Below are 23094 nucleotides of genomic sequence, written 5' to 3'. Positions count from 1 at the left end.
AAGATAGGAAGTTTAGGAACAAACTTCCAAGCCTTTTGTTCTTATTTATTTCATTTTGGGCATAACTGCCTGGAAAGATGGGAGATTCTTTTTCGGCAGCCCCCACCCGGAGCGGAACTGCAGGGACAGATGGCCGGTGAAAGGTTCTGCGGGCAGGGAGGCGGGCGGCCGGCAGCTGCGCTATCATGGAATAGCTGGAGAAGTCGAAGTATGTGAAAGGCACGCCGCCGGGGCTCATGACCGGTATCTTGCCCAGGTTGCAGGCAGCAGGCAGCGCCGAGCTAAACGTAAACGGCCGCAAACATGATCGTATAGGGCAGCCGGCAGCTGCACCATGACGGAATGACTGGAGAGGACGAATTATGTGGAAAGGCACACCGCCGGGGCTCATGACCGGTATCTTGCCCAGATTGCATGCAGCAGGCAGCGCCGAGCTGACGTAAACGGCCGCAAACATGGTCGCATCGGGCGGCCAATGGAGGTCATTTAAAGCTACATCATATCATATGTTAGTTTAGGGTTTAGTTAGGGTTTAGTTAGGGTTAGTTTAGGTTTAGTATAGGTAAAAGCTATACTAAACCTAACTTAAGGCTAAGCTATAGGTAAACAAAAACCACACTAAAGGATAAGAGAATAGTAATGTGTTATCTTCGTATTAGCTCCACACAGAATCCGATTCAGGCATGCAATGGGGAAGCGCCCAAGATAGCCACCGCCAGCTTGCAAGGTGAGGCCACCCCCTAGCCTATCAGCGATAGAAAAAATAAGAGAAATAGAAAAGAGATTAAAAGCAGCTAGAAATGCTGCGTTAGGAAACAGTGAAATAAATTAGTGCTTTTCATCCGTTTTAAAAACCCAAAAACGTTGAAGTGTATAGTTGAAACCCAAAGAAACGAGCAACTCTACAACAAGTTTTGAGAAAAGGAAATTCATATGATATACATTCACTAAAAAATGAATCCCTGTAGACTTCAATGCAATGCTACCACAAACAACAATTACAAATTTCCATAGCTGGCTTCCCACAGACTTTTGTGTACTTCCAAACGACCAGTAACGATTGATCAAAAAATTAACAATAGCTCCAAGGCTACCGCTAATAGCATTAGAAAAAGGAGCGCTGATATGAAGTAACTTATAACAAGCTGAGTATACCCCAAAATCAAACAATCCGCCTAAAAAGGCGGAAAGCTGTGCTTTTAAAAAAGTAACAAACTTGGAAGACATCGTTAAATATCCCCCTCCTGCTGTTTCTTCAATTTATCCTCTTTATCTTTTTCATCCCCTAATTTGAGAAGTAGGCGCGTATCATTCGCATTAATTACAAATAGTGCAATACAAATTACAAGTACGCACCAATCGATGGATCCCGGCATTAACACTTCCAAGAGCATGACTAATGAAATAATCACTCGAATTTCAGTGGGACCCAAAATTCCAGCGTCTATTGTATATTTATCCGTAATTCTATACCTCAGCTGAGAAATAATCATCGCCCAACCATACAAAGCCACCAACGTAAATCCCAGATATTTGTAATCTCCTACAGTGTAAAGCACATATCCCAATCCAATGAAAACCGTACTGATCCAATCCATTACAATATCCAACGCAAAACCGTACCAGCGACGGGATTTATTCCGATAAAATGCGATCCGTCCATCCAATGAATCACCAAACCACTGCACAAAAAAACCGGGAATTCCTAGAAGTAAATAACGGATATCAACGTATTCGGCCAGTATAAAACTCCCCAATATCATTAAAGAACCTAAAAATCCGATTGCTGTAAGTCCATCAGAAGTAATCCAATTGGGGATCCGGGGAACGAGATACGAAATAAGCTTTTGTTCGGGTTCACTTAAGATATTTGTTCGCTTTCTATCCTGAAAAAGCTTTTTATTTATTTTTAACTCACTCATTATCTGCTATTATAGCCATTTATTTTCTTTATACCAAGCCAATGCCTCCATTAAGCCTTTCTTCAAATCATATTTAGGTTGGTATTTTATGTGACGCTGGGCAGCAGCGATATCACAGCCCCAGTTTTCTGCCGTAAGTTCATTTAGCCTTTCCGGATATAATACAGGTATTGCTTTAGATTTCCTATACAGAAGCTCAAAAATAACGGCTATAGTTTTCACAAGCCCCAAAGGGATATGCATACGAAACATTCTCTTTTGGCTAAACTCTTTAAAAATTTTCGCCATCTCATAACGGCTATATACCTGTCCGTCACTGAGGTTATACACCTGTTTCCCACCCTGGTCAAAACGACAGGCATCAATAATGGCCTGTACCAAGTCCACGACATAAATAAAGCTAAGCTTCTGTGGCGAGCGGCCAACATATGCGTCCATACCTCCGTTCATGGTTTTAAAAAGAATAAAAATATCCTTTTCACGGGGGCCATATACTGCAGTAGGTCGCAAAATTGTTATTGGATAATCTTTAAAGTCATTCAATACAAGTTCCGCTTTCTGCTTACTACGTCCATATGCTGTAACTGGATGATAGGGATTACTTTCATCGATTAGAATTGCATCATAGCGAACGGGACCAATAGCGGCCAAACTACTAACAAAAACAAATCTTTTGATGGGATTTTTTAATGAAAAACAAGCCGATGCCAAATTTTTTGTATACCCAACATTGACCTTTTCAAGGTCTTCTTCATGTTTGGCGCGGGTCATTGCAGCAGCATGAACTACATAGGTATAGTTTTCTGCTTCCAACAATTCTCTGATAGATCCTTCATCAGAGAAATCCGGGTAAACAAATTTATCTACAACGGAGCGAATTTCTGAAACATCACTTGACTTTCTCACCGCAGCATGAACTTCCATCCCTGCCGCCTTCGCTGCTCTTGTCAAATGATAGCCTACAAAACCACTCGCTCCGGTGATTAATATTTTTTCTATCATAATGATTTTTGATACAAACGATAACGTTTGTACAATTCTCCATTCATTTGCTCAATTGCGTGGTTCATCATATAATTGTGCTCCAACATCCATGAACATTCGGCCCCTTTAATATTGGAATCTTTTGATTCTTTTATAATTCGACCATACAAACATGCCTCAATACCTAGTTTACGGTAGTCTTCCAACACCCCTAACATGAGTACGCGAAGCAAATTTATTTTTTTCTTTCCAAATAACAATTTGAAAATTCCCGTAGGAAGTAAACGTCCGCGCTTCACCTTGATCAGGATCTGGTTAATATCTGGTATGCCCAGACCAAAACCAACAAGCTCACCATCTTTCTCAGCTACGATAGCAAATCGTGGATCGAGGATCATTTTTAGATCCTTGGCTGTATAATTAAACTCGTCTTCGGTCATGGGAACAAATCCCGAATTTTTATCCCATGCTCTATTGTAAATATCCCGAACTCTCGCCGCCTCATTTTTAAAATCTTTCACATTGAACTGACGCAAGGTGATACCAGATCTTTTCAGACGCTCCTCCAACCTATCCAAAAGCAATACAGAACGTTTATCAGCAGATTTCTCCATCACCAAATATGCGCGTAAGTCCACTTTATGACCATAGCCTGAATTGGTAATTAGATCGATGTAATAGGGAGAATTATAGGGCATCATAGCTACCGGTGGCATATCAAAGCCTTCAACCAATAAACCTACCGTGTCATTGGTAGACAAATTAATCGGTCCCACAATCGTATCACCACCTTTTGCTTTAACCCATTTTTCTGCTGTTTCAAACAATGCGTTTGCGACCTCCTGATCATTTATACAATCGAAAAATCCCCATTGCCCCTCATTCACATGATTAAAGGCGTTATGGTTGTTATTCCAGATTGCACAAATGCGGCCAACAATTTTATCGTTACGATAAGCTAGAAAAGGTTGTGCTTGAGAATGTTTATAAAAAGGATGCTTGTCAGGGGAAAGCAAATCGTTTTGTTCAAGAAATAAGGCGGGCACATAATTAGGATTTCCCTCATAGAGACTATGAGGGAAATCTATAAACAGCCGTCTTTGTTTCTTCGTTTCAACGGGTATAATCTGAATCATATACGATTAGATTTTATATTAATGTTTCAACTTCAGCTTGTTTGAATACTTTAACCATCTTTTCAATAGCCTCGTCGATTTGGTCATAAGTATGCGTCGCCATCAATGAAAAACGGATCAAAGACTCTTCAGCAGGAACTGCCGGAGAAACAACTGGATTGACAAACACGCCATCATCTTGGAGCATTTTTGTTACCCAGAACGTTTTTTCATTGCTACGAATAAAGATTGGTAAAATTGGACTCTCCGTCGCACCTAGATCAAATCCATGATCCAGTAACTGTGCTTTGGCATAATCTGTATTTTTCCATAATTTTTCAATGTGCTCAGGCTCATTCTGAATAATTTCCAATGCTTTCAATGTTGAAGCTACAGAAGCTGGAGTCATTGAAGCACTGAACATCACCGAGCGTGCATTATGTTTTAAGAAATCAATTACATCGGCATCACCAGCTACAAATCCACCTAAAGACGCTAAGGATTTACTAAAGGTACCCATGATCAAGTCCACATCGTCATTAAGCCCAAAATGCGAAGCTGTACCAGCGCCTTTGTGACCAATAACACCTAAACTATGTGCGTCATCAACCATTACTGCCGCATCAAACTCATTGGCAATAGCGGTAAGTTCAGGCAAATTAACAATATCACCCTCCATACTAAAGATACCATCCGTACAAATTAACTTCGCGCTATCCTCAGGTAGGCGAGATAACTTTGCACGCAAGTCCTCCATATTGTTGTGACCGTATTTAATTACCTTAGAAAAAGATAAACGGCTACCATCAATAATGGATGCGTGGTCGCGTTCATCTAATAAAATATAATCATTACGCCCCATTAGACATGACAAAGGGCCAAGATTTGATTGAAATCCTGTACTAAAAAGAATAGCAGCTTCTTTACCCACATAAGCAGATAATTTTTCTTCCAGTTCTACGTGAATATCCAACGTACCGTTTAGGAAACGAGATCCAGCACATCCAGTACCATACTTTTCCAAAGCGTCTTGCGCTGCTTTTATAATACGTGCATCAGTCGTTAACCCTAAATAAGAGTTAGAACCAAACATCAATACACGTCTACCATCGATTTTTACCTCGGTATCTTGTTTTGATTGAATAGGTCTAAAATAGGCATATAAGCCTTTAGCTTTCAACTCCTCAACAATCTTAAATTGCGATATTTTTTCGCCTAACTTTCCTTTACTCATGCGATAAAAAGGTATTTCTAAAACTATTTCTAACTTTTAGATGTTATTGTAACAAACAAAATTATCGAATTGGACTTTTATATAAAAAACTCGGTCTCCGATGAAAAATCTGCTATATCCACAATGTAAGCTAAAATTCTACGTTGTATATATTCACAATAATTCCAAAAAAACGTTGCAAACATACGAAAACATAATCTGACTTTCACTTAAATTTAGTCATATTTTTAACACATCGTCCAAAACAGTTAATTTTATTTTAATACTCCGCTAACATCCCTCCACATAATTCTACTTTAAAATAAGACAATTTTAATAATTATATTTGCGAACTTTAAATTATCCTATAATTAGTTACATTTAGGTTCATTGCAATAGCAATGGTGTAGACTTACTAATATACAACAATATATGGCTTTATCTTCAGATATCAATATAAAAAATAAAAAAGCTTCTTTTGAATATCACTTACTAGACAAGTACATAGCAGGAATTCGGCTATTGGGAACAGAAATAAAATCCATCCGCGAGGGTAAGGCAAATATTAACGATAGTTTCTGCAGTTTTTTTGAAGACGGACTCTACATTCGTAACATGCACATTGCCGAATACTCCATGGGTTCTTTCTATAATCATGAGGCAAAACGGGACCGTCAGCTGCTATTGACAAAAAGAGAATTAAAAAAATTGAAAGAGAAGGGGGAAGAACGTGGTTTTACCATTGTCCCTTTACGTATTTTTATCAGTCCGCGTGGTTTTGCTAAAGTTGAAATTGCCTTGGCACAGGGTAAAAAGGATTTTGACAAACGGGAAAACATCAAAGAAAGAGATGTCAAGCGTGAACTTGACCGTGTAATGAAATTCTAGGTTAACGCGCCAGGACATATGCACCTGGCGTAATGCCTACTCTGCTTTTAAAAAGCCGAACAAAGTAGTTGACATCATTAAACCCTGCACCATAGCAAGACTCCTTAACATTGCGGGTTTGCAAAAGCATCTTTTTCGCTACCTCAATACGCTGTTGGATCACATACTCCATAGGACTAAGTCCTAACTCACGGTTAAACATCCGCGTAAGGCTCGCCTTACTCATGTGAGCAGTCCGTTCGAGCAGTGCCATTGTGATTTTCTCCGTAATATGATTCTGAATAAACTCTTGCAAATGTAGCAGAATCTTGTTGGGCGATTTACCAATTTTCAATGCAATCGATGACTGAGACTGCAATAACCGAATTGTAAGCTCTTTAAAAGCGAGATCGGCGAGCACATCTTTTAACGGATTTTCGCTGATAATGATCTGAAATAACTTGTTCACTAAGTCCGCGAGCTCCGTAGAATTATAGAGATGAAAAAGGTCGGGATCAATACGCCACTGATTGACCTGCTCTTTGGGATAAAATTCATTTAAATAGTCCAAAACTGCTGCTATCTTCTCTTTATGAATTGTCAAAGCAGTACACTGCGTAGGCTTTTCCAAAGTTGCTTCAGGAAAATCGATGTGCATGCCAACAAGGGCGGGCAATACCATCATCTGCCCCGGCAGATAATCAAAAGACTTTATATGATCCAAATGCATGATCTTCTTCCCTTGAATCATATTAATCATAACGAGATCATCGAAACACAGGGGTACATGTTGCGAAACACGATACGTTTCGTAGATATTAAGCTCCAGGCTATCTAACGTGAATGCACGTCGGTTTTCCACTAATGTACTCAATTCCCGAGCCTGAGAAAATGGCAATGTATGAATTAACGTCCTGTCTCCCATGATGTACCAATTAAATAAAATGGCTTTAGATCAAATATAACAAAATAAATGGAACGTCGGTTTTCATCCATTTGAAACAATCGTGCTATGTTTTGGATCGATACTGCTACGGAATTGAATAATTGCTGGCTAACTTTGATAAGAAGGGAATAAAAATAATTAAAAATAAACCATATGAGCGCAATTAAAAGGCCATCGTTCAAAGAACGATATGACAACTACATTGGTGGTAAATTCGTCGCACCAGTACAAGGAAAATATTTTGATAACATCTCACCAGTAGACGGAAAGGTATTTACACAAGTTGCCCATTCCACAAAAGAAGATCTGGATCTAGCTGTTGATACTGCTGCTAAAGCCTTTGAAACTTGGGGAAAGACTTCAGCTACTGAACGGAGCATCATCCTAAATAAAATCGCCGACCGCATTGAAGCGAATCTAGAATATATCGCCGCCGTTGAAACCATAGACAACGGTAAGGCGGTACGCGAAACGCTAAATGCTGACATCCCATTAGCAATTGATCATTTTCGATATTTTGCGGGTGTAATCCGTGCTGAGGAAGGTTCCCTAAGTGAACTTGACAGTAACACCGTATCCTTGATTGTACACGAACCAATCGGGGTAGTTGCACAGATTATTCCATGGAATTTTCCGATTCTAATGGCGGTATGGAAACTAGCTCCAGCGCTTGCAGCAGGGAATACCGTTGTACTAAAACCCGCTGAAAGTACACCGGCATCTATTCTTATCCTGATGGAAATAATTGGTGATTTGATTCCCGCCGGAGTGGTTAATATCGTCAATGGTTTCGGTGCCGAACTTGGTCGCTCCTTAGTCACCAATCCAAAAGTTTCCAAAGCAGCATTCACGGGATCCACAGCAACAGGCCGTTTGGTGATGCAGTATGCCACTGAAAATATCATTCCAGTAACACTCGAACTCGGCGGAAAATCGCCCAATATTTTCTTCAGTTCGGTGATGGATGCCGATGATGCATTTTTGGACAAAGCGATAGAAGGCGCGGTGCTATTTGCACTCAACCAAGGAGAGATTTGTACGTGTCCTTCACGTTTATTGGTACAGGAAGATATCTACGATAGATTTATAGCGAAAGTCGTTGATCGGGTCAATAAGATCAAAGTCGGAGACCCATTAGATCCATCAACCATGATGGGCGCTCAGGCATCAAAAATCCAAAAAGACAAGATCATGTCCTATATCAAACTAGGCAAAGAAGAAGGAGCAGAAGTCTTGACCGGTGGCGATGAAAACAATGTTGGCGAGGGCTTTGAACACGGCTACTACATTAAGCCTACCCTATTCAAAGGCAATAATAAAATGCGGATTTTCCAGGAAGAAATCTTTGGACCAGTACTGGCGGTCACTACTTTCAAAGATGAGGAGGAAGCAATTGCCATCGCCAACGATACGATGTATGGACTAGGAGCTGGTGTATGGACCCGAGATGCGCATCAGCTTTATCAGGTTCCACGTGCTATTCAGGCGGGCCGTGTTTGGGTAAATCAGTATCATTCCTACCCTGCTGGAGCTCCATTCGGTGGATACAAACAGTCTGGTATCGGACGGGAAAATCATAAAATGATGCTCGCACACTATAGACAGGCTAAAAACATGCTGATTTCCTACAGCAAAGAAAAACTTGGTTTCTTCTAACAGAAGTTTAAGAGTAAGCTAACGCCGTACCAGGTGGTATCGTTAAACGCCATGCTGCCTGGTACGCTTTAAACACGCAATCGATCTTTCGCACTAAATTTGATGGGGGCTAATTTTAAAAAAACATGATCCAATTTTATGATGATAAATAGACTAGACGTTACGGATAAAGCAAAAGATCTTATTCATGAACTTGAAGCAAAACATGGTAAATTAATGTTCTACCAAGCAGGAGGCTGCTGTGAGGGGACTCAACCGCAGTGCTTTGAAGAAGGAGGCTACTTCCCCCGTACAAATGACGCCATGATCGGACTAGCGGAAGGCTATGAATTCTGGGTTGATCGCGATCTCTTTGAATACTGGAAACATGCACATTTTACATTAGATGTACTGGATGGATTTGGCCCGGGGGGCTTCTCGCTGGAAACGCCATTGGGTAAAACCTTCAAAGTTCACTACAGACTGTTTACATCAGAAGAGCTCAATAATTTAAGCCCCGTCAAGAGAAACGAATAGAAAAAACACGTAAATCCATAGAATCACAACCCTATCGGAGACGACGATCGAAATTCTTAGATCGATCTCTCCACAAAAAAAAGGACCTTGATTACGGTCCTTTTTCCATGTTATAAATGTTCAGAATTTCGTCTCGTACCCTAAAAAGAGACATCGAATTCTATTCAATATCCAAACCTTCAAGCACAGGGATCGGCTGCTTGCTTTCATCCAGAGCAACAAATGTAAAAACACCTTCTATTGCCAGCTCTCTGCCCTCCTTGTACATATGTTCCAAAAATATCTCGACCTTCACCTTTAAGCTGGTCCGGCCTACATGCTGAACTCTTGCGATAGCTTCTATAATACTTCCAGAGGGAATAGCTTTATTAAAGTCTATACGATCTGTTGATACAGTGACCAACGTTTTGCGACAAAATCGTGTTGCAGCCATAAACGACACTTCATCCATAATGGACATTGCCTTGCCGCCGAATAAAGTATCGTGATGATTTGTCAAAAACGGAAAAACAGTTGTACAAACATGTGTTTCAGACAAATCAATACGTTCTTGTAAAGTCATTTATTGTTTTATTTAGTGGATTTAAGAGGGGACAAATGTAAATTAATCTCATTTCAGTTGAGTCATTTCTATTCCATATTTTCATTGATATCCACACCGATACCCTTCAATAAGAGCGACGCATTGAATATCTTGCACTCGCCAATCTTCAGCTTATAATCAAACAGCATCTGACCTTCATCAACACGAATATCAAAATGATAATTTTTGATATCTCGAGGAAATTCCTCCTGTAAACTAGACAGCTGTAAGTCATGTGTTGCCACCATACCTTTACCATTTAACCGCACCAATTTCTTTATGATCGCCCGCGAACCGAGGTATTTATCCACCGAATTTGTACCCCGTAACATCTCATCAATCAGAAAAAAGCTATCGCTGTGTAGAGACACTGTATCTAATATGAATTTCATCCGATTCAGTTCCGCCTTAAAGGTCGACGTACTTTCATTCAGATTATCTTTGATCCGCATATAGGATATCAGTTTGTAAATCGGCAGCTGAAAAGATGTTGCTGCAACAGCCGCTCCAGCATAGGCCAAAATGGCATTTATGCCCACAGTACGCAGAAAGGTACTTTTACCAGCCATGTTGGATCCTGTTACCAAAGCAATACGATGATCCATACTGTTATAATCATTGGCAACTGCCTGATCGATCGGGATCAAGGGATGATATAATCCTTGCGCATTAATCTTATCTTGCAATGGGTTATCCAAAATTATCGGATCAATATAGGTCGGATGATTTCGCTTCCAAATAGCAAGACTCGTTACCGCCTCTACCTTTGCCAAAGTATCGAATGAAGTTAAAATTTCATGCTCATATTTATTCTTCCAGTCAACAATTGCCAATACCTGCCTAAAATCCCAAAGCAGAAATAAATTTAAAAAAATACCAACAAAGACATTATTGCGGGCATCCAGATTGTTAATTAGACCTGCAAGCTTTTTAAATGCAAGGGAAATGGAATCAGCACCTTGATGCTGTTTAAGTTCCCCGGCGATCCCCAGCATGGAAGAGGACTTCCACTCCTTGCTTTCAATCGATTGAATCGCTTCGGCATAAGAGCCTAGGACAGCACCGATCTTGTCTATTCGACAGGAAAACAGCCCCACACTTCCCGCTTTGGCTAATGCCCAAAGGATATGGAACAAGCCCAATAATGTTGCAATTCCAGCCAACTTTGGAACAAAAAAACTTCCGGCTAAAGCAAGTAAAAAGAGAATGGGACCTGCTTTGATATAGAAACGCATAAAACCGTTGCCGAATTGAAAATTACGATCCTGAAAGTAATTTGTCAGGAAAGCCTTGATGTCCAGCTTATGGTTCAGGTTCGCCAACAGTTTAGCCTGAAAATCCCAAATCCACTCCGATTCGTTTTCCAGTTCCTGAGTCGCTTCCTGATTATGCAGAATCTGATATTTTTGAAGCGGTTTATCAAGCCATGAAGCCAAAAGATCGATTCCCTGCTTTGTAGTTGCACGATTTATCTGGGCAAATAAAGAATAAGTTCCAAAGACATCCATATCAGCGCTATACGGATGACCCCCATCCTCAAAATGCTGGCCATGATCATACATATTTAATTTTCCTTCTGCCATCGCCTGCTCATTTGCCAAAACCTTAAGATAAGCTTCAAAATAATTTTTCTGAAGCTCCAGCTTGCTCTGCTTCCGCACGAGATAAGCGAACAAAAATAACAATGAAAAAAAACAGAAAAAGACCAAAGGCAGACTTTCGAGCTGAAAGGTATAAAATAATAACGCTCCCCCTCCCAGGATTACAAATAGACGCGACAAACTCAATGTGTTGACTTGCTTATTTAACTTGAGCACGGTTGAAGCTATTTCTTGATGCTTCTGATCATATAATATTGATGTTGGAGTCATAACGTGAATATTTAGTCTTTCACTTCATTTTAATTTAATCGAGGATCTTATCAGTTTTTTTTATAAAAGGAGGGGCCATAGGCGCTTGAGACCTTGGAGATGCACATCGAAGCCGCTTGAATGGCTTTACCAAGCTTGGTCTCCCACCAAAGGAACAAAACGAAAAGTATCCAGTTCGATACGGTCAAAATCATTTTCACCTACCCGGATAATGGTGACCATTTTTTGCGACTTTTCATCTCCGACAGGGATCACAAAAATTCCGCCCATTTTCAATTGCTTTAACATCACCTCTGGCACAAATGGTGCGCCCGCAGTCACGATAATCTTGTCATAAGGAGCGTGCTCTTCCATTCCCTTAGAGCCATCACCCAAAAAGAAATTAGGTTTATAGCCCATGTAGGGCAGTACCTGAATGGTGCGATGATACAGATTTTCTTGGCGCTCGATGGTATACACTTCAGCACCAAGTTCCATTAGAATGCAGGTTTGGTATCCAGATCCGGTCCCGATTTCCAAGACTTTATCCCCTTTTTTTACGTGGAGTAATTCGGACTGATAAGCCACCGTATAAGGCTGTGAAATTGTCTGCCCATCACCAATTGGAAATGCAATATCCCGATAAGCCTGATTCCAGAAAGTTTCATCAAAGAAAAAATGACGTGGTACTTTTCCAATGGCATCTAAAACTTTTTGGTCTGCAATACCTCGGCTTTTTAGATGTTCCACCAATTTCTTACGGGCACCTTTCTCCCGATAATTATCAATAAACTTGTAGGCCATGATGATTCAAATTTACCTTTTAAAAGGCACATTCAGCAGAACTAATCACAATTGACTCAATACCAATACAGTACACATTTTAAAGAGAATATGTGGGTATTTCCTCATGATTAATAGGGATCCACATCGACCTGAACGCGCACGCCTGTATTGCTTTTATCTATTTCAAAATCCAGCAGAACCGAACGGATCAATTCCTTGACCTTTGCAATACTAATATTTGTACGTTCTATCTTTAAGGTGATGGTCTGGATAAAATTATTGCGCACGCGTGAAACCAATGGTGGTTCCGGCCCTAATACCCTCGCTCCCAGCTGTTGGCGCAATGCTGAGGCAAAACGATTGGCCGAATCATAGCATTTTTGAAAATCAGCATGCTTAATATCAATTCGGATGAGACGGTAAAAAGGTGGATAAAGATAATTTTTTCGTTCTGTAATTTCAGTCATAAACATATCGTCATAATCGTTATTAACTACCTGCTCAAGCACTCTGTGCTTGGTTGTATAACTTTGGATAATCACCCGTCCGCCAGCTTCACGACGACCAGCGCGGCCTGCAACTTGTGAAAACAGTGAAAAAGCACGCTCATAGGAACGAAAATCAGGAAAGTTGATAATGGTATCCGCGTTAATAACACCAATCAGACTTACCCTTCCAAAATCGAGCCCTTTAGCTACCATTTGCGTTCCAATAAGCACGTCGAATTCATGCTCATCAAATGCTGTGATAATTTTATCAAATCCATATTTGCCTTTTGTGGAATCCAGATCCAACCGGCCGATGCGAATTTCCGGCATCAGAAGCTCAAGCTCTTCCTCCACCCGTTCTGTACCGAATCCTTTGCTTTCAATATGTGGCATTCCGCAGGCTGGACATACCCGCAAAGGTGGTTCCACATGACCGCAATAATGACAGTGCATCATATTGGAACTCTTATGATAGGTTAAGCTGACATCACAGTTGACACATTTTGCGACAAATCCACAGGTATTACATTGAATCATGGTCGTATGTCCACGTCTATTTTGAAATAAAATAATCTGCTCCTTATTTTTTACAGCTTCATCAATGGCCTTGAGTAAAGTACCTGAGAAATAGGAAAACATATTTTCCTTTCTTCCTTCTTCGGGGATATTTACCAGCTCAATACTTGGCAACTGCGCATTCCCGTATCGTTCTAGCAGTTGCACAAAACCGTACTTCTTCGCTTTGGCATTATAATAACTTTCCAAAGAAGGTGTGGCTGATCCCAAAAGTACCTTGGTCTGATGTAGGAATCCGAGGTAAATGGCCGTATCCCGAGCATGGTACCGAGGAGCCGGATCGAATTGCTTATAGGAATTTTCGTGTTCTTCATCGACGATGATAATGCCCAGGTCCTGAAAAGGCAAAAAGACAGATGAACGCGCCCCAATCACCACCTGAAACTCATTTTTCATCACTTTATGCCATACCTCGGCACGTTCATTATCATTAAATTTGGAGTGATAAACGCCCAGTTTATCGCCGAAATGCAACTTTAAGCGAGCAGTAATCTGCGCTGTAAGCGCAATTTCGGGCAATAGATACAAGGCTGATTTTCCCGCAGCGACAGCTTGTTCTATCAGCCGGATATAAATTTGTGTTTTTCCTGAAGCAGTCACTCCATGTAACAGCGTCACTTCCTTATCCTCAAATGACTTCTTGATTTCATCATAAGCGCGTTGCTGATTTTCATTAAATTGAAAATTGGCATCCAATTCGATATCTTCTCCCTGAAACCGGGAGACAACCTTCTCTCTGATTTCAAAAACGCCTTTGTCAATCAAAGCCGTAATAGCGCCGTTGCCGCAGCCTGAGGCCTCGGTTAACATCGGCCGTGTAATCTCCTCCGTTTTTTTAACAAGTTGCATAAATGCCAATACCGCATCTTGCTGTTTTGGCGCACGATTTAGACTATCCAGCAGCGCTCTTTTGGCATCTTCATTTTTAAAATCAGGAGCCAAACGTAAAAATGCTTTGGTCTTAGGTTTATATCGCTCGGTAATCTCTTCAGAAATCAATACTATTCCCTTGTCAAATAACTGCTTCAAAATAGGAAAAACAGTTTTTTGCCCCAGCAATTTCACAATATCATTCACCTTAAGTTCGCCAGCCACCTCCAGTGCTTCAATGATAAGATACTCCTTATCTGAGAGTGTAGAACGATCAAACTCATTAGCAATCGAAGGAACCACTTTGGTCTCACTGGCCAGCTTCAATGCTGCGGGGAGCGCTGCCTGCATCACTTCACCTAAGCTACACATATAATAATCGGCAAGCCAATCCCAAAGCTTGAACTGAGCCAAATTGACGATCGGATGTTCATCGATAATGTCCAAAATATATTTTGCTTCATAGTGCTTTGGTGCTTCCCGGCTAATTGACTTAACAAGCGCTGAGTAGATCTTATTCCTTCCAAATTGCACAATGACCCGTACTCCTAGCTGCACACGATCGTTCCAGTCGGCCGGAATACGATAGGTATATGTTCTTGCTAACGCTAGTGGTAAGACCACATCAACAAACAGCGTATCTCTTTCACTAAAAATCGTAGATTGTGGATTGGACATAAATTCAAATTATGGTATAAAAGTACAAAAAAACCTTCACGAAAAGAGATCAAACGACGCTAGCGATTATCAAAACCTACATCTCTTGATACTGTTATATAAGCGAAATCACAACCAAAAAACAATACATTCACCGTGTAGCTATAACCTAAAAGAGCCTTCCCGAAATCTATCCGGGAAGGCTCCTATATTTTAGATACACGTATCGATCTGTATCGAGTGATGCAATTAGCAAATGAAATTACGACTTGTTCTTCAGTGCCGCAATAAATAACGCTACCCAACCGATGATAAACGAAAGACCGCCCAAAGGTGTAATAGGGCCCAAAATAGACGGATTACCAAAACCTGTTATTTCTCGTACGCTTAAAATATACAAGGATCCCGAAAAAAATAGAATACCAATGAGAAAAGCAATAAAGGATACTTTAATCGAATACGTCTTGGCTCGGGAAAAAGTGGATAAAAATAACAAAGCAAAGGTATGATAGAAATGATACTGATTCGCCGTTTTCCAAGTTTCAATATGATATGTACTTACCTTTCCTTCTAGACCATGAGCACCAAAGGCACCTAATATTACAGCTAATGCTCCCAACAAAGAAGCGGCTAAAATGATTTTCTTATTCATTATGTTGATTGAATGCTGAAAATGAGTTTCTAGCGATAAATGTATTAAAAACCGATCAAAATAAGGAATTTTTTGTTAAATTTATGTGATAAAGAGGTATTATTGGAACGATTATCTGTCTCTTCCCATATATTTTTATTAGGTTTGTTTCTACGTATGGGTCTTCATGAGCATCATGCTGCTCACCGAGTTATTGAAAGACGTACAATGATTTTATCTCCATGAGAAACATTGGCTTCATGAATACTTCATCGCCATTAAAAATTCGAGTTTAACGTACGCTATTGCCTGCGGAAATAGCTTACTCATACATATTTGTTCTGATTAAATTTACATTAATCATATCGACGGTAAGTTAGCAACGATATAAGTCAATTGATCAGGCATAGAAAAAAATAAAAAGGATGAAAAAAACAATCATCATCACTGTGATATTATTCATCGCGGTCATCGCGGCCACGATCTACCTTTTCGGAGATTTTAATAAAAATAACAAACAAGATTCTAAAGCCTTACAATACCTTCCCGAAAACACATTAGCTATTGCTTCCTTTACAAATGATCAAACGGTGGATACGATCTTTAATGACTATGAACTTTTTAAAGCAATTATTGGCCAGCAAAATTTCAGTCACCTCAAACGCCTGAAAGAAGATTTATTGCAGAATGATCAGCTTGCACCACTAGTAGATGGACAGCAGATACTACTCTCTTTTCATCAGGAAAAAGAGCAAATCACACCTTTGTATAGCGTCCAGGTGGGGCAAAGTCTAGATGATAAGACCTTGGCAACATTACTTGGCAACGTGGGGAAAAATTATAAAATACAATCCTTTGATACCCTAGGGCACCGATTTTATGGGCTTAACCAAGGCACTAAAGACAGTACACTTTATTGCTCCTATTTTCACGAAATTATTTTTGCCAGTTATTCCAAAAAAGTACTCGCTCAGATCTTCGACAAAAATGTTAAGAAAATAAATACAAAACAGATTGAGTTTTTTGTCAACCACAACAATAAAAACACTCCCCTAAGTCTCTATTTTTTCAATGAACAGCTATCTCAGTTTGCCCGAATATTGATGAAATCCAAATTCGGCAATTATCTAGGCCTAATAGATTCGCTGAAAGGACAAACCTCCTGGAACATGAATTTTAAAAAGGATGCATTTATTTTTAAAGGTGAAACTGCGCTTACGGACAGCAAAAATAGCTACCTACAGTTATTTGCCACGCAGACCGCTCAGGTGCAGGCGTTGGGTAATTATCTTCCTAAAAATGCAGCATCTTATATCGACTTCAGCATTTCAGATCCTCATAGTTTTCGCAGTGGATTGAAAGCTTTGTTCGTACAACAAAAAGAAGACAGCCGATTAGCAAAGAGCATAAAAAACTTTGAAGACGACAGCCAAGTATCATTTGACAGTATCATCGCACCCATATTCAACGATGAATTTGCTCTTGCAGAGTTGGACAACCAGGATGCGATCGGTTTGATCAGCATTTCAGATTCGACACAATTTGCAGATAACCTCAAAAAATTCAGTACTGCTGTTGGCGATTCGATCTATCAATTTAAATATTCGAATCTTTTATATGCACTCTTTGGCGAACCGTTCAAGAGTTTTAACCGCCCCTATTTCACCGTTGTTGACAATATAATGGTGATAGCCAGCCGAACGGGGATTTTGAGAGACTATCGGGAATCTTTCCGGGAAAAACAATTTCTGTCGGGAACGGCGATTTTCAAAAATCATGCAGCATTACAGAACAGTCGTAGTAATGTGACATTTTATTTAGAACCTAAAGCTGGTAAGAGCACTATTTTGAATAACTTAAAAACCGAGTTTGCAAAGAATTTTAGAGATGAGGAGGAATATGGCTTTCAGAATTTTTATTCGTGGTCCTATCAACTCAGCGGCAATCAAGGCTCATTTTCCTCCAGTTTATATGCCCTTTATAAAAGCGATACGCGATTGGGGGGCAAACCTGAGTGGACGGTGCAGCTCGAAAGCCGGATTATTAATAAACCGTGGATCTTCGATCAAGATGGAAAGAACAAATTTATCCTGATTCAAGAACAAGATCATACCGTACACGCCTTCTCTCCGGATGGAAAAGAACTGTGGCAAAACCTCTTTCAAGGTGAAATTTTGGGCGACCCTATACAGTTACAGGATCTCAGTATTATCGCCGTAACAAAAAACCGATTGTACCGCTTTATGCCCGACGGGAAAAATATGACCGGTTTTTCGGTTGAACTACCGTCGAAAGCAACCTACGGGGCCACGCTCGCTAACTTCAATAAAGAACAACGCATTTACATTCCAGCGACAGATCGAATCTTGGCGTATACCTTAGCTGGTAAAAAAATAGAAGGCTTTGAAAACAATTCTGTGGATGGCCGAATTATATTTGATTTAAAAACCACCACCTTGGGCCAGACAAATTACATCATTGCAGGTACAAGCACAGCTTCGGTCTATTTCTTCGATCAAAACGGTAAAATTATCCATAAAAAGACATTGGATACGGATGGGGAAAGTGTTAAGAATCCAATTGGTTTAATGGCTGCATCTGACGAAAAAAATTCCTTCATTTATTTAGCCGACAATAAAGGCAGCATTTTCAAAGTACCGTTTGAGGGTGATGCAAAAAAAATTAAATTAGGCGATTGGAGCAGAGATGCTTTCTTTAATTTCGAAGATATTAGCGGTGGTGCTGACAGAGATTTTGTCATACTGTCCAAAAACAAGCTGAATGCATATAGCGCAAGAGACTCTTCTTCCTACTTTGAATATAAGTTTATCGAAGATGCCAGTAACAGACCCTTGTTTTTTAAACGAATAGGAAAATCTGATATCATAGGGGTTGGTACCGACAACCGCATGATTTATGTTTTTGGGTCCGATGGTTTAGTCCAGGAGGGATTCCCAGTAGAAGGCTTCTCGAAGTTCTATTATGGACCGATTAACTATGGCGACAATGCCAATTATTTAATCTGTATGAAGCGCGATTTCAAAGTCTATGTATATAAGTTTTAAAACACTGTAAATCAATTTTTTAAAATAACCCTCAAATGCAATAAGGTATGAAAAGATCTTTAGAAAAAATTTGTCTAATCTAATTTTTTTATAGTAGGTTTGCAGACTTAATATGACTATGCTGAAATCAGAAGAATTAAAAGAATTATTGGCTAAACCAAAACGCATTGTAATTACAACGCACTACAAACCAGATGGAGACGCATTGGGCTCATCGTTAGGTTTATATTTTTGGTTGGTCGCAAAAGGACACCACGTAAATCTGATTGTGCCTTCAGACTTTCCTACCTTTTTGGATTGGTTGCCAGGCTTAGAAAATGTACAAATTTATACGCAAAATATGGATCTGCACAATCAACAGATTGATGCGGCTGAATTTATTTTCTGCTTAGATTTTAATGGCCTTGCGCGGATTCACGATATGGCCGAACCCATTCGCCAAGCGAAAGGAATCAAATGCATGATTGATCATCATTTAGATCCGGAAGGATTTGAAGACTACGCCTTTTGGGATCCATCTGCAGCAGCGACAGCACAATTGATCTACCGCTTCTTAACGTATGAGATGCAAGATTCGGAACATATCAGTGCAGACATGGCGACCTGCCTTTATACGGGTATCATGACCGACACCGGTTCATTCCGCTTTCGTTCTACCACCGCCGAAATCCACCGTATTATAGCAACCCTCATCGATTGTGGTGCGCGAAACTGGGCGATCCACGAAGAGATTTACAATAGTTCCTCTGAAGGCCGTCTTAAATTCTTAGGTTTTTGCTTACTTAATCGATTGGAAGTCATTCATGAATATAATACGGCCATTATCCATGTGACAAAAGCGGACCTCACGCAGTTCGAAGTAATCACAGGTGATACGGAAGGATTGGTCAACTATGCACTCTCTATTAAAGGAATTCGATTGGCCGCGTTAATTATTGACAGAAATGAACAAATTAAACTATCTTTGCGTTCGATTGGAGAAGTTCCTTGCAATGAGATCTGTAAACTATATTTCAATGGGGGGGGGCATCTTAATGCTTCAGGGGGCAATTCGAAAGAAAGCTTAGAAGCGGTAGTGGCCAAATTCAGATCGGTTTTACCAAATTATAAAGAAATATTAACAAAATAAGATATAGTAACATACATTAGAAAATGAAGAAAGCAATTCTATTTTTCGCGGCTGCCGGTCTTTTGATGACGTCATGCCAAAAATTCAAAAAGGCTGAAGGTGGTCTTGAGTATAAAATCGTGGATGATAATGCAAAAGAAAAAGCGGTATCTGGCGATTTATTAGCACTTGACATGGTTGTGAAAACGGACAGAGATTCTACAATGCAAAGTACGTATGACATGGGAGTCCCTCAGATCGTTCAATTATATCCAGATAGTATTATTGCAAAAAACCCAGGTGACCCTACAGGTTTATTCAAATACGTAGGTGAAGGCGATAGCTTGGTATTCAAAATCAATTTGGATTCTATGGCGGCTAAAACTCATCAACCAAAACCAGAATTCGCGGATAAATTCATCATTTACTCCATAAAGGTCAAAAAACATTTCAAAAAAGGAAAGTTGACCGATCAACAATTGGGTGAACAAGTTCAGAAATACTTTGAAGAAGAATTGAACAAGCATAAAGCTGCTGAGCCTGCAAAATTGGAGAAATACATCAAGGATAAAAACTTAAAAACAACAAAAACAGCTTCAGGTCTTCAATATGTAATTACAAAACCCGGAACAGGAGCAAATGCGAAAGTAGGAGATTCTGTCCACGTAAACTACGTAGGTTCATTGACCACTGGAAAAGTATTTGATACAAACCTTCCTGATGTAGCTAAAAAAGAGAAAATCTTCAATGCACAACGTCCTTATGAAGCATTAAAATTCCAATTAGGTGTTGACGGCGTGATCCCAGGTTGGACTGAAGCTTTTCAATTGTTTAACAAAGGAACGAAAGCAACTTTAGTTATCCCTTCATCTTTGGCTTACGGCGATCGCCCTTCAGGTGTTATCCCTCCATATGCTCCTTTAGTATTTGAAGTAGAAGTATTGGATATCAAACCTGGAAAAGTTCCAGCGCCTACAGCAACAACTCCTGGTATGGTAGCACCTACAGGAACAACTGCTCCAGCAACAACTGCTCCAGCGACGAAAAAGTAATTTAACAGTATATTTTAGTACAACAAAAAAGCGGTTTCAAATTAATGAAACCGCTTTTTTGTTGTACCAGTATTTTTTTATGATTTAATCGTTCTTTTAATTTTCCTTATTTTCATCCACAGGATGACTACAGCCAACATAAAGCTAATGATCATAATGATGGTCAATGAAACAAGTGCTTTATTGGTGTGGTAATTTTCAGCATGCTGTATAAATAGCAATCTAAAGATCCGGAGATAATGTGTAGACGGAATAACATTGGCAATCGCCTGCACCCATTCTGGCATCAGGCTGGATGGCCAGGTAAACCCGCTTAGGATAAAAGCGGGCGTTGCAATCACCATAAGAACTTCTGTCGATTTGAGCTGCGAAGGCAGTAGTATACTAACCAGTACACCCATAAAACAGACAGCAAGCAAAAATATACCTGTACACAGCACAAATCGGCCGAAATCAGCTTGCAAAGGCATACGGTAGTACTGACCAAATCCCCAATATAGAATCAAAATACCGACAGACATCAATATATAAGGTAAAATCTTTACAAGAATAAGTCCGACAGGATTACCGATTTTACGCACAAGGTCCGGAAATGTGTTACCTTCAAATTCTGACGAAAAAGACAACGCCAAGCCAAGGAGCAATACCTGTTGCAAGACCGTAATTAAAACCCCCGGCAGCATAAAATAAAGGTAGTTGCCGCTTCGAATATTTTGCTTCACAAAGGTTGTTTTAAAAGGTTCATATTGTTGAGCAGCGATCTTGGCAGGAACACCTCGCTTCATCTGTGCCTGAATTTGGATTCCCGCCTTAAGTGTTGACGCACAAACATTCACCGCCATCATCGCCGTGTTGGAGGTCAATGTATTGGCTCCATCAACAAAAACAGTCATTTCGGGCAACCTGCCTTGCTGTACTCCAGAAGCAAAGCCTTTGGGAATATGTACAATGGTTGTTGCTTCGTACTGCATGGCGATATCTTTGGAATCAAAAAGAGAAGGCAATACACGGGCAACGTCAATACTCTCATTGTCGGAAAGCATATCAATGAAGGAACTGCTTAAGGGACTATTATCTTCATCGACAACAATGATCGGCATCTCCGTCACTTTGCCCTGTTGATAGACATGCCCCACCAAGATGCCGTACAAAACTGGCGCACCGAGAAAAAGCATCAACAGCACTTTGTTATTGAAGAAAAGTTTAAACTCCCGTTGGATTAATTCTATAAATTTTTTCACATTCAATCCCTTTAATTCGCATGGAGAACCACAAGCGTTTTGGTTAATAAATCTTTAGCGCCAGCACTATCCTCAGGAACAATCTTTAGCTCAAAAACAGCCTGTTGCGGATCAAAATCAGGGTAGGCAGAGGCAATGCTCGCATAAGAATTTAACGCCTTAATACTGATCACCTTCGCTTTAACTTTTTTGTGGTTCAAATAAGGGATGTCCACTTCTACAGCAGCACCTTTTTGAAATTTTCCAATTTGGTTTTCAGGCAATGTGAACCTAAAATAGGTTGTTTGATCAAGAGAGCCATTAATAATCGGATAACCTGCCATCGCCAGTTCACCAACTTTCAGATTAATGGTCTCCACGCTCATATCTTGTGGGGCAATGATATATTTTTCCCCCGCAGCAACCTTCACTTCAGACACCGCTCCGAGCGCACGTTCCTTCTGTCCCAAAGCCATAAGCTGCTGTTCCTTTCTAGCTCCCCCTTTAGCTTCGGCTAATTCAGCCTGAGCAGCAAGATACTGATTTTTAGCCCCTTGATATTTTGCATAGGTTTCATCATATTTTTGTTGTGGAATCAGGCTATCCTGCAAAAGTGCATCTAATCGACCTATCGACTTCCTTGCAAACTCATATTGTTCCCTCAAACCATCAACTTTTGCCTGAAGTTGTGTCAATTGCCCTTTTGTAGCTCCTTTGATGGCCATGTTATATTGTGCATCGGCAGATTGCAGCGCACCTTTTGCCTGTTCCTCTTTCGCATCTACCTCAGGGATACTCAAAATGGCCAACGTATCCCCTGTATGGACAAAATCCCCCTCTTCAACCAGCAGCTTTGCAATTTTTCCTGGAACTTTAGTCACAACTGTTACCTGCTCACGCTCCACCTTCCCCTCAATGGGCTTCTCTTTGTCTTGATTTGCACAAGAAACTAGGATAAACAGCAATAATATCCCATATAAATTCTTCAT

The 23094-nt window shown here is 40.2% G+C and carries 20 protein-coding genes; 6 read left to right on the top strand and 14 right to left on the bottom strand.

Translation table 11 applies throughout. From position 1 onward, the window contains the following. The 6 genes from J2X77_RS19955 to spt form a co-directional block, all read right to left on the bottom strand. A partial coding sequence (locus J2X77_RS19955; RefSeq protein WP_209580621.1) for a hypothetical protein occupies positions 1-238 on the bottom strand: 238 nt, incomplete at its 3' end. A 590-nt stretch (positions 239-828) separates the two neighbouring features. Beyond that, positions 829-1227: a GtrA family protein gene (locus J2X77_RS19950; protein ID WP_209580620.1), complete on the bottom strand. Its 399-nt coding sequence runs from the start codon at positions 1225-1227 to the stop codon at positions 829-831. A 2-nt stretch (positions 1228-1229) separates the two neighbouring features. Then, a complete protein-coding gene (locus tag J2X77_RS19945; RefSeq protein WP_209580619.1) occupies positions 1230-1922 on the bottom strand; it encodes a CDP-alcohol phosphatidyltransferase family protein in 693 nt (230 codons plus the stop codon). A 9-nt stretch (positions 1923-1931) separates the two neighbouring features. Beyond that, the gene (locus J2X77_RS19940) at positions 1932-2924 is read right to left on the bottom strand and encodes an NAD-dependent epimerase/dehydratase family protein (protein ID WP_209580616.1); all 993 of its coding nucleotides are present in this window, start codon (positions 2922-2924) and stop codon (positions 1932-1934) included. Further along, on the bottom strand, positions 2921-4042 hold the full coding sequence (locus tag J2X77_RS19935) for a hypothetical protein (RefSeq protein ID WP_209580614.1): 1122 nt from the start codon (positions 4040-4042) through the stop codon (positions 2921-2923). The genes J2X77_RS19940 and J2X77_RS19935 overlap by 4 nt, the downstream gene beginning before the upstream one ends. Positions 4043-4055: 13 nt before the next feature. Next, positions 4056-5255 carry a serine palmitoyltransferase gene (gene spt, locus J2X77_RS19930; RefSeq protein WP_293883857.1) on the bottom strand — a complete coding sequence of 400 codons (1200 nt, stop codon included), beginning with the start codon at positions 5253-5255 and terminating at the stop codon, positions 4056-4058. Positions 5256-5666: 411 nt separating this feature from the next. Here spt and smpB point away from each other — a divergent pair, with 411 nt between their 5' ends. Further along, a complete protein-coding gene (gene smpB, locus J2X77_RS19925; RefSeq protein WP_209580610.1) occupies positions 5667-6122 on the top strand; it encodes an SsrA-binding protein SmpB in 456 nt (151 codons plus the stop codon). Between the two features lies 1 nt (position 6123). On the opposite strand, the gene J2X77_RS19920 is transcribed toward smpB, so the two are convergent. Beyond that, positions 6124-7026, bottom strand: coding sequence for an AraC family transcriptional regulator (locus J2X77_RS19920; protein WP_209580608.1), 903 nt, complete (start codon positions 7024-7026; stop codon positions 6124-6126). Between the two features lie 174 nt (positions 7027-7200). On the opposite strand from J2X77_RS19920, the gene J2X77_RS19915 reads away from it, so the two are divergent. Then, complete coding sequence (locus tag J2X77_RS19915; protein ID WP_310082178.1) at positions 7201-8703, top strand: aldehyde dehydrogenase family protein; 1503 nt, start codon at positions 7201-7203, stop codon at positions 8701-8703. 138 nt (positions 8704-8841) lie between these two features. Then, the gene (locus tag J2X77_RS19910; protein ID WP_293883848.1) at positions 8842-9219 is read left to right on the top strand and encodes a DUF779 domain-containing protein; all 378 of its coding nucleotides are present in this window, start codon (positions 8842-8844) and stop codon (positions 9217-9219) included. Between the two features lie 160 nt (positions 9220-9379). On the opposite strand, the gene J2X77_RS19905 is transcribed toward J2X77_RS19910, so the two are convergent. The 5 genes from J2X77_RS19905 to J2X77_RS19885 all read right to left on the bottom strand — a co-directional run bounded on the left by J2X77_RS19905 (position 9380) and on the right by J2X77_RS19885 (position 15681). Then, positions 9380-9781 carry an acyl-CoA thioesterase gene (locus J2X77_RS19905; RefSeq protein ID WP_209580604.1) on the bottom strand — a complete coding sequence of 134 codons (402 nt, stop codon included), beginning with the start codon at positions 9779-9781 and terminating at the stop codon, positions 9380-9382. 68 nt (positions 9782-9849) lie between these two features. Next, the gene (locus tag J2X77_RS19900; protein WP_209580602.1) at positions 9850-11673 is read right to left on the bottom strand and encodes a MutS-related protein; all 1824 of its coding nucleotides are present in this window, start codon (positions 11671-11673) and stop codon (positions 9850-9852) included. 126 nt (positions 11674-11799) lie between these two features. Further along, positions 11800-12456 (bottom strand): protein-L-isoaspartate(D-aspartate) O-methyltransferase, encoded by a 657-nt coding sequence (locus J2X77_RS19895; protein WP_209580600.1) that lies wholly within the window; start codon positions 12454-12456, stop codon positions 11800-11802. Positions 12457-12566: 110 nt separating this feature from the next. Beyond that, positions 12567-15050 carry a primosomal protein N' gene (gene priA / locus J2X77_RS19890; RefSeq protein ID WP_310082176.1) on the bottom strand — a complete coding sequence of 828 codons (2484 nt, stop codon included), beginning with the start codon at positions 15048-15050 and terminating at the stop codon, positions 12567-12569. Positions 15051-15291: 241 nt separating this feature from the next. Continuing rightward, on the bottom strand, positions 15292-15681 hold the full coding sequence (locus tag J2X77_RS19885) for a DUF423 domain-containing protein (protein ID WP_293883841.1): 390 nt from the start codon (positions 15679-15681) through the stop codon (positions 15292-15294). A gap of 404 nt (positions 15682-16085) precedes the next feature. On the opposite strand from J2X77_RS19885, the gene J2X77_RS19880 reads away from it, so the two are divergent. The 3 genes from J2X77_RS19880 to J2X77_RS19870 all read left to right on the top strand — a co-directional run bounded on the left by J2X77_RS19880 (position 16086) and on the right by J2X77_RS19870 (position 20885). Beyond that, positions 16086-18725 (top strand): hypothetical protein, encoded by a 2640-nt coding sequence (locus J2X77_RS19880; RefSeq protein ID WP_310082173.1) that lies wholly within the window; start codon positions 16086-16088, stop codon positions 18723-18725. Positions 18726-18843: 118 nt separating this feature from the next. Then, positions 18844-19854 (top strand): DHH family phosphoesterase, encoded by a 1011-nt coding sequence (locus tag J2X77_RS19875; RefSeq protein ID WP_310082171.1) that lies wholly within the window; start codon positions 18844-18846, stop codon positions 19852-19854. 23 nt (positions 19855-19877) lie between these two features. Beyond that, positions 19878-20885, top strand: coding sequence for an FKBP-type peptidyl-prolyl cis-trans isomerase (locus J2X77_RS19870; RefSeq protein WP_310082169.1), 1008 nt, complete (start codon positions 19878-19880; stop codon positions 20883-20885). A gap of 77 nt (positions 20886-20962) precedes the next feature. Here the strand turns inward: J2X77_RS19870 and J2X77_RS19865 are convergent, their stop codons facing one another. Both J2X77_RS19865 and J2X77_RS19860 read right to left on the bottom strand, forming a co-directional pair. Then, on the bottom strand, positions 20963-22126 hold the full coding sequence (locus J2X77_RS19865; protein WP_310082167.1) for an ABC transporter permease: 1164 nt from the start codon (positions 22124-22126) through the stop codon (positions 20963-20965). A gap of 11 nt (positions 22127-22137) precedes the next feature. Beyond that, the gene (locus J2X77_RS19860) at positions 22138-23094 is read right to left on the bottom strand and encodes an efflux RND transporter periplasmic adaptor subunit (RefSeq protein WP_310082165.1); all 957 of its coding nucleotides are present in this window, start codon (positions 23092-23094) and stop codon (positions 22138-22140) included.

Origin of the sequence: Sphingobacterium sp. 2149, assembly GCF_031455655.1 — a bacterium.
Taxonomy (GTDB): domain Bacteria; phylum Bacteroidota; class Bacteroidia; order Sphingobacteriales; family Sphingobacteriaceae; genus Sphingobacterium.
Note: the sequence above shows the minus strand (reverse complement) of the source record. Positions and strands in the feature narration are given on the sequence as shown.

Bases quoted from the DNA above. Each gene is read 5' to 3' on its own strand.
- J2X77_RS19900 (WP_209580602.1), bottom strand. From the start codon at position 11,673: ATGACTCCAACATCAATATTATATGATCAGAAGCATCAAGAAATAGCT.
- J2X77_RS19860 (WP_310082165.1), bottom strand. From the start codon at position 23,094: ATGAAGAATTTATATGGGATATTATTGCTGTTTATCCTAGTTTCTTGT.
- J2X77_RS19910 (WP_293883848.1), top strand. From the start codon at position 8,842: ATGATGATAAATAGACTAGACGTTACGGATAAAGCAAAAGATCTTATT.
- J2X77_RS19895 (WP_209580600.1), bottom strand. From the start codon at position 12,456: ATGGCCTACAAGTTTATTGATAATTATCGGGAGAAAGGTGCCCGTAAG.
- J2X77_RS19945 (WP_209580619.1), bottom strand. From the start codon at position 1,922: ATGAGTGAGTTAAAAATAAATAAAAAGCTTTTTCAGGATAGAAAGCGA.
- J2X77_RS19950 (WP_209580620.1), bottom strand. From the start codon at position 1,227: ATGTCTTCCAAGTTTGTTACTTTTTTAAAAGCACAGCTTTCCGCCTTT.
- J2X77_RS19880 (WP_310082173.1), top strand. From the start codon at position 16,086: ATGAAAAAAACAATCATCATCACTGTGATATTATTCATCGCGGTCATC.
- J2X77_RS19905 (WP_209580604.1), bottom strand. From the start codon at position 9,781: ATGACTTTACAAGAACGTATTGATTTGTCTGAAACACATGTTTGTACA.
- J2X77_RS19870 (WP_310082169.1), top strand. From the start codon at position 19,878: ATGAAGAAAGCAATTCTATTTTTCGCGGCTGCCGGTCTTTTGATGACG.
- priA (WP_310082176.1), bottom strand. From the start codon at position 15,050: ATGTCCAATCCACAATCTACGATTTTTAGTGAAAGAGATACGCTGTTT.
- smpB (WP_209580610.1), top strand. From the start codon at position 5,667: ATGGCTTTATCTTCAGATATCAATATAAAAAATAAAAAAGCTTCTTTT.
- J2X77_RS19920 (WP_209580608.1), bottom strand. From the start codon at position 7,026: ATGGGAGACAGGACGTTAATTCATACATTGCCATTTTCTCAGGCTCGG.
- J2X77_RS19875 (WP_310082171.1), top strand. From the start codon at position 18,844: ATGCTGAAATCAGAAGAATTAAAAGAATTATTGGCTAAACCAAAACGC.
- J2X77_RS19915 (WP_310082178.1), top strand. From the start codon at position 7,201: ATGAGCGCAATTAAAAGGCCATCGTTCAAAGAACGATATGACAACTAC.
- J2X77_RS19885 (WP_293883841.1), bottom strand. From the start codon at position 15,681: ATGAATAAGAAAATCATTTTAGCCGCTTCTTTGTTGGGAGCATTAGCT.
- J2X77_RS19935 (WP_209580614.1), bottom strand. From the start codon at position 4,042: ATGATTCAGATTATACCCGTTGAAACGAAGAAACAAAGACGGCTGTTT.
- J2X77_RS19940 (WP_209580616.1), bottom strand. From the start codon at position 2,924: ATGATAGAAAAAATATTAATCACCGGAGCGAGTGGTTTTGTAGGCTAT.
- spt (WP_293883857.1), bottom strand. From the start codon at position 5,255: ATGAGTAAAGGAAAGTTAGGCGAAAAAATATCGCAATTTAAGATTGTT.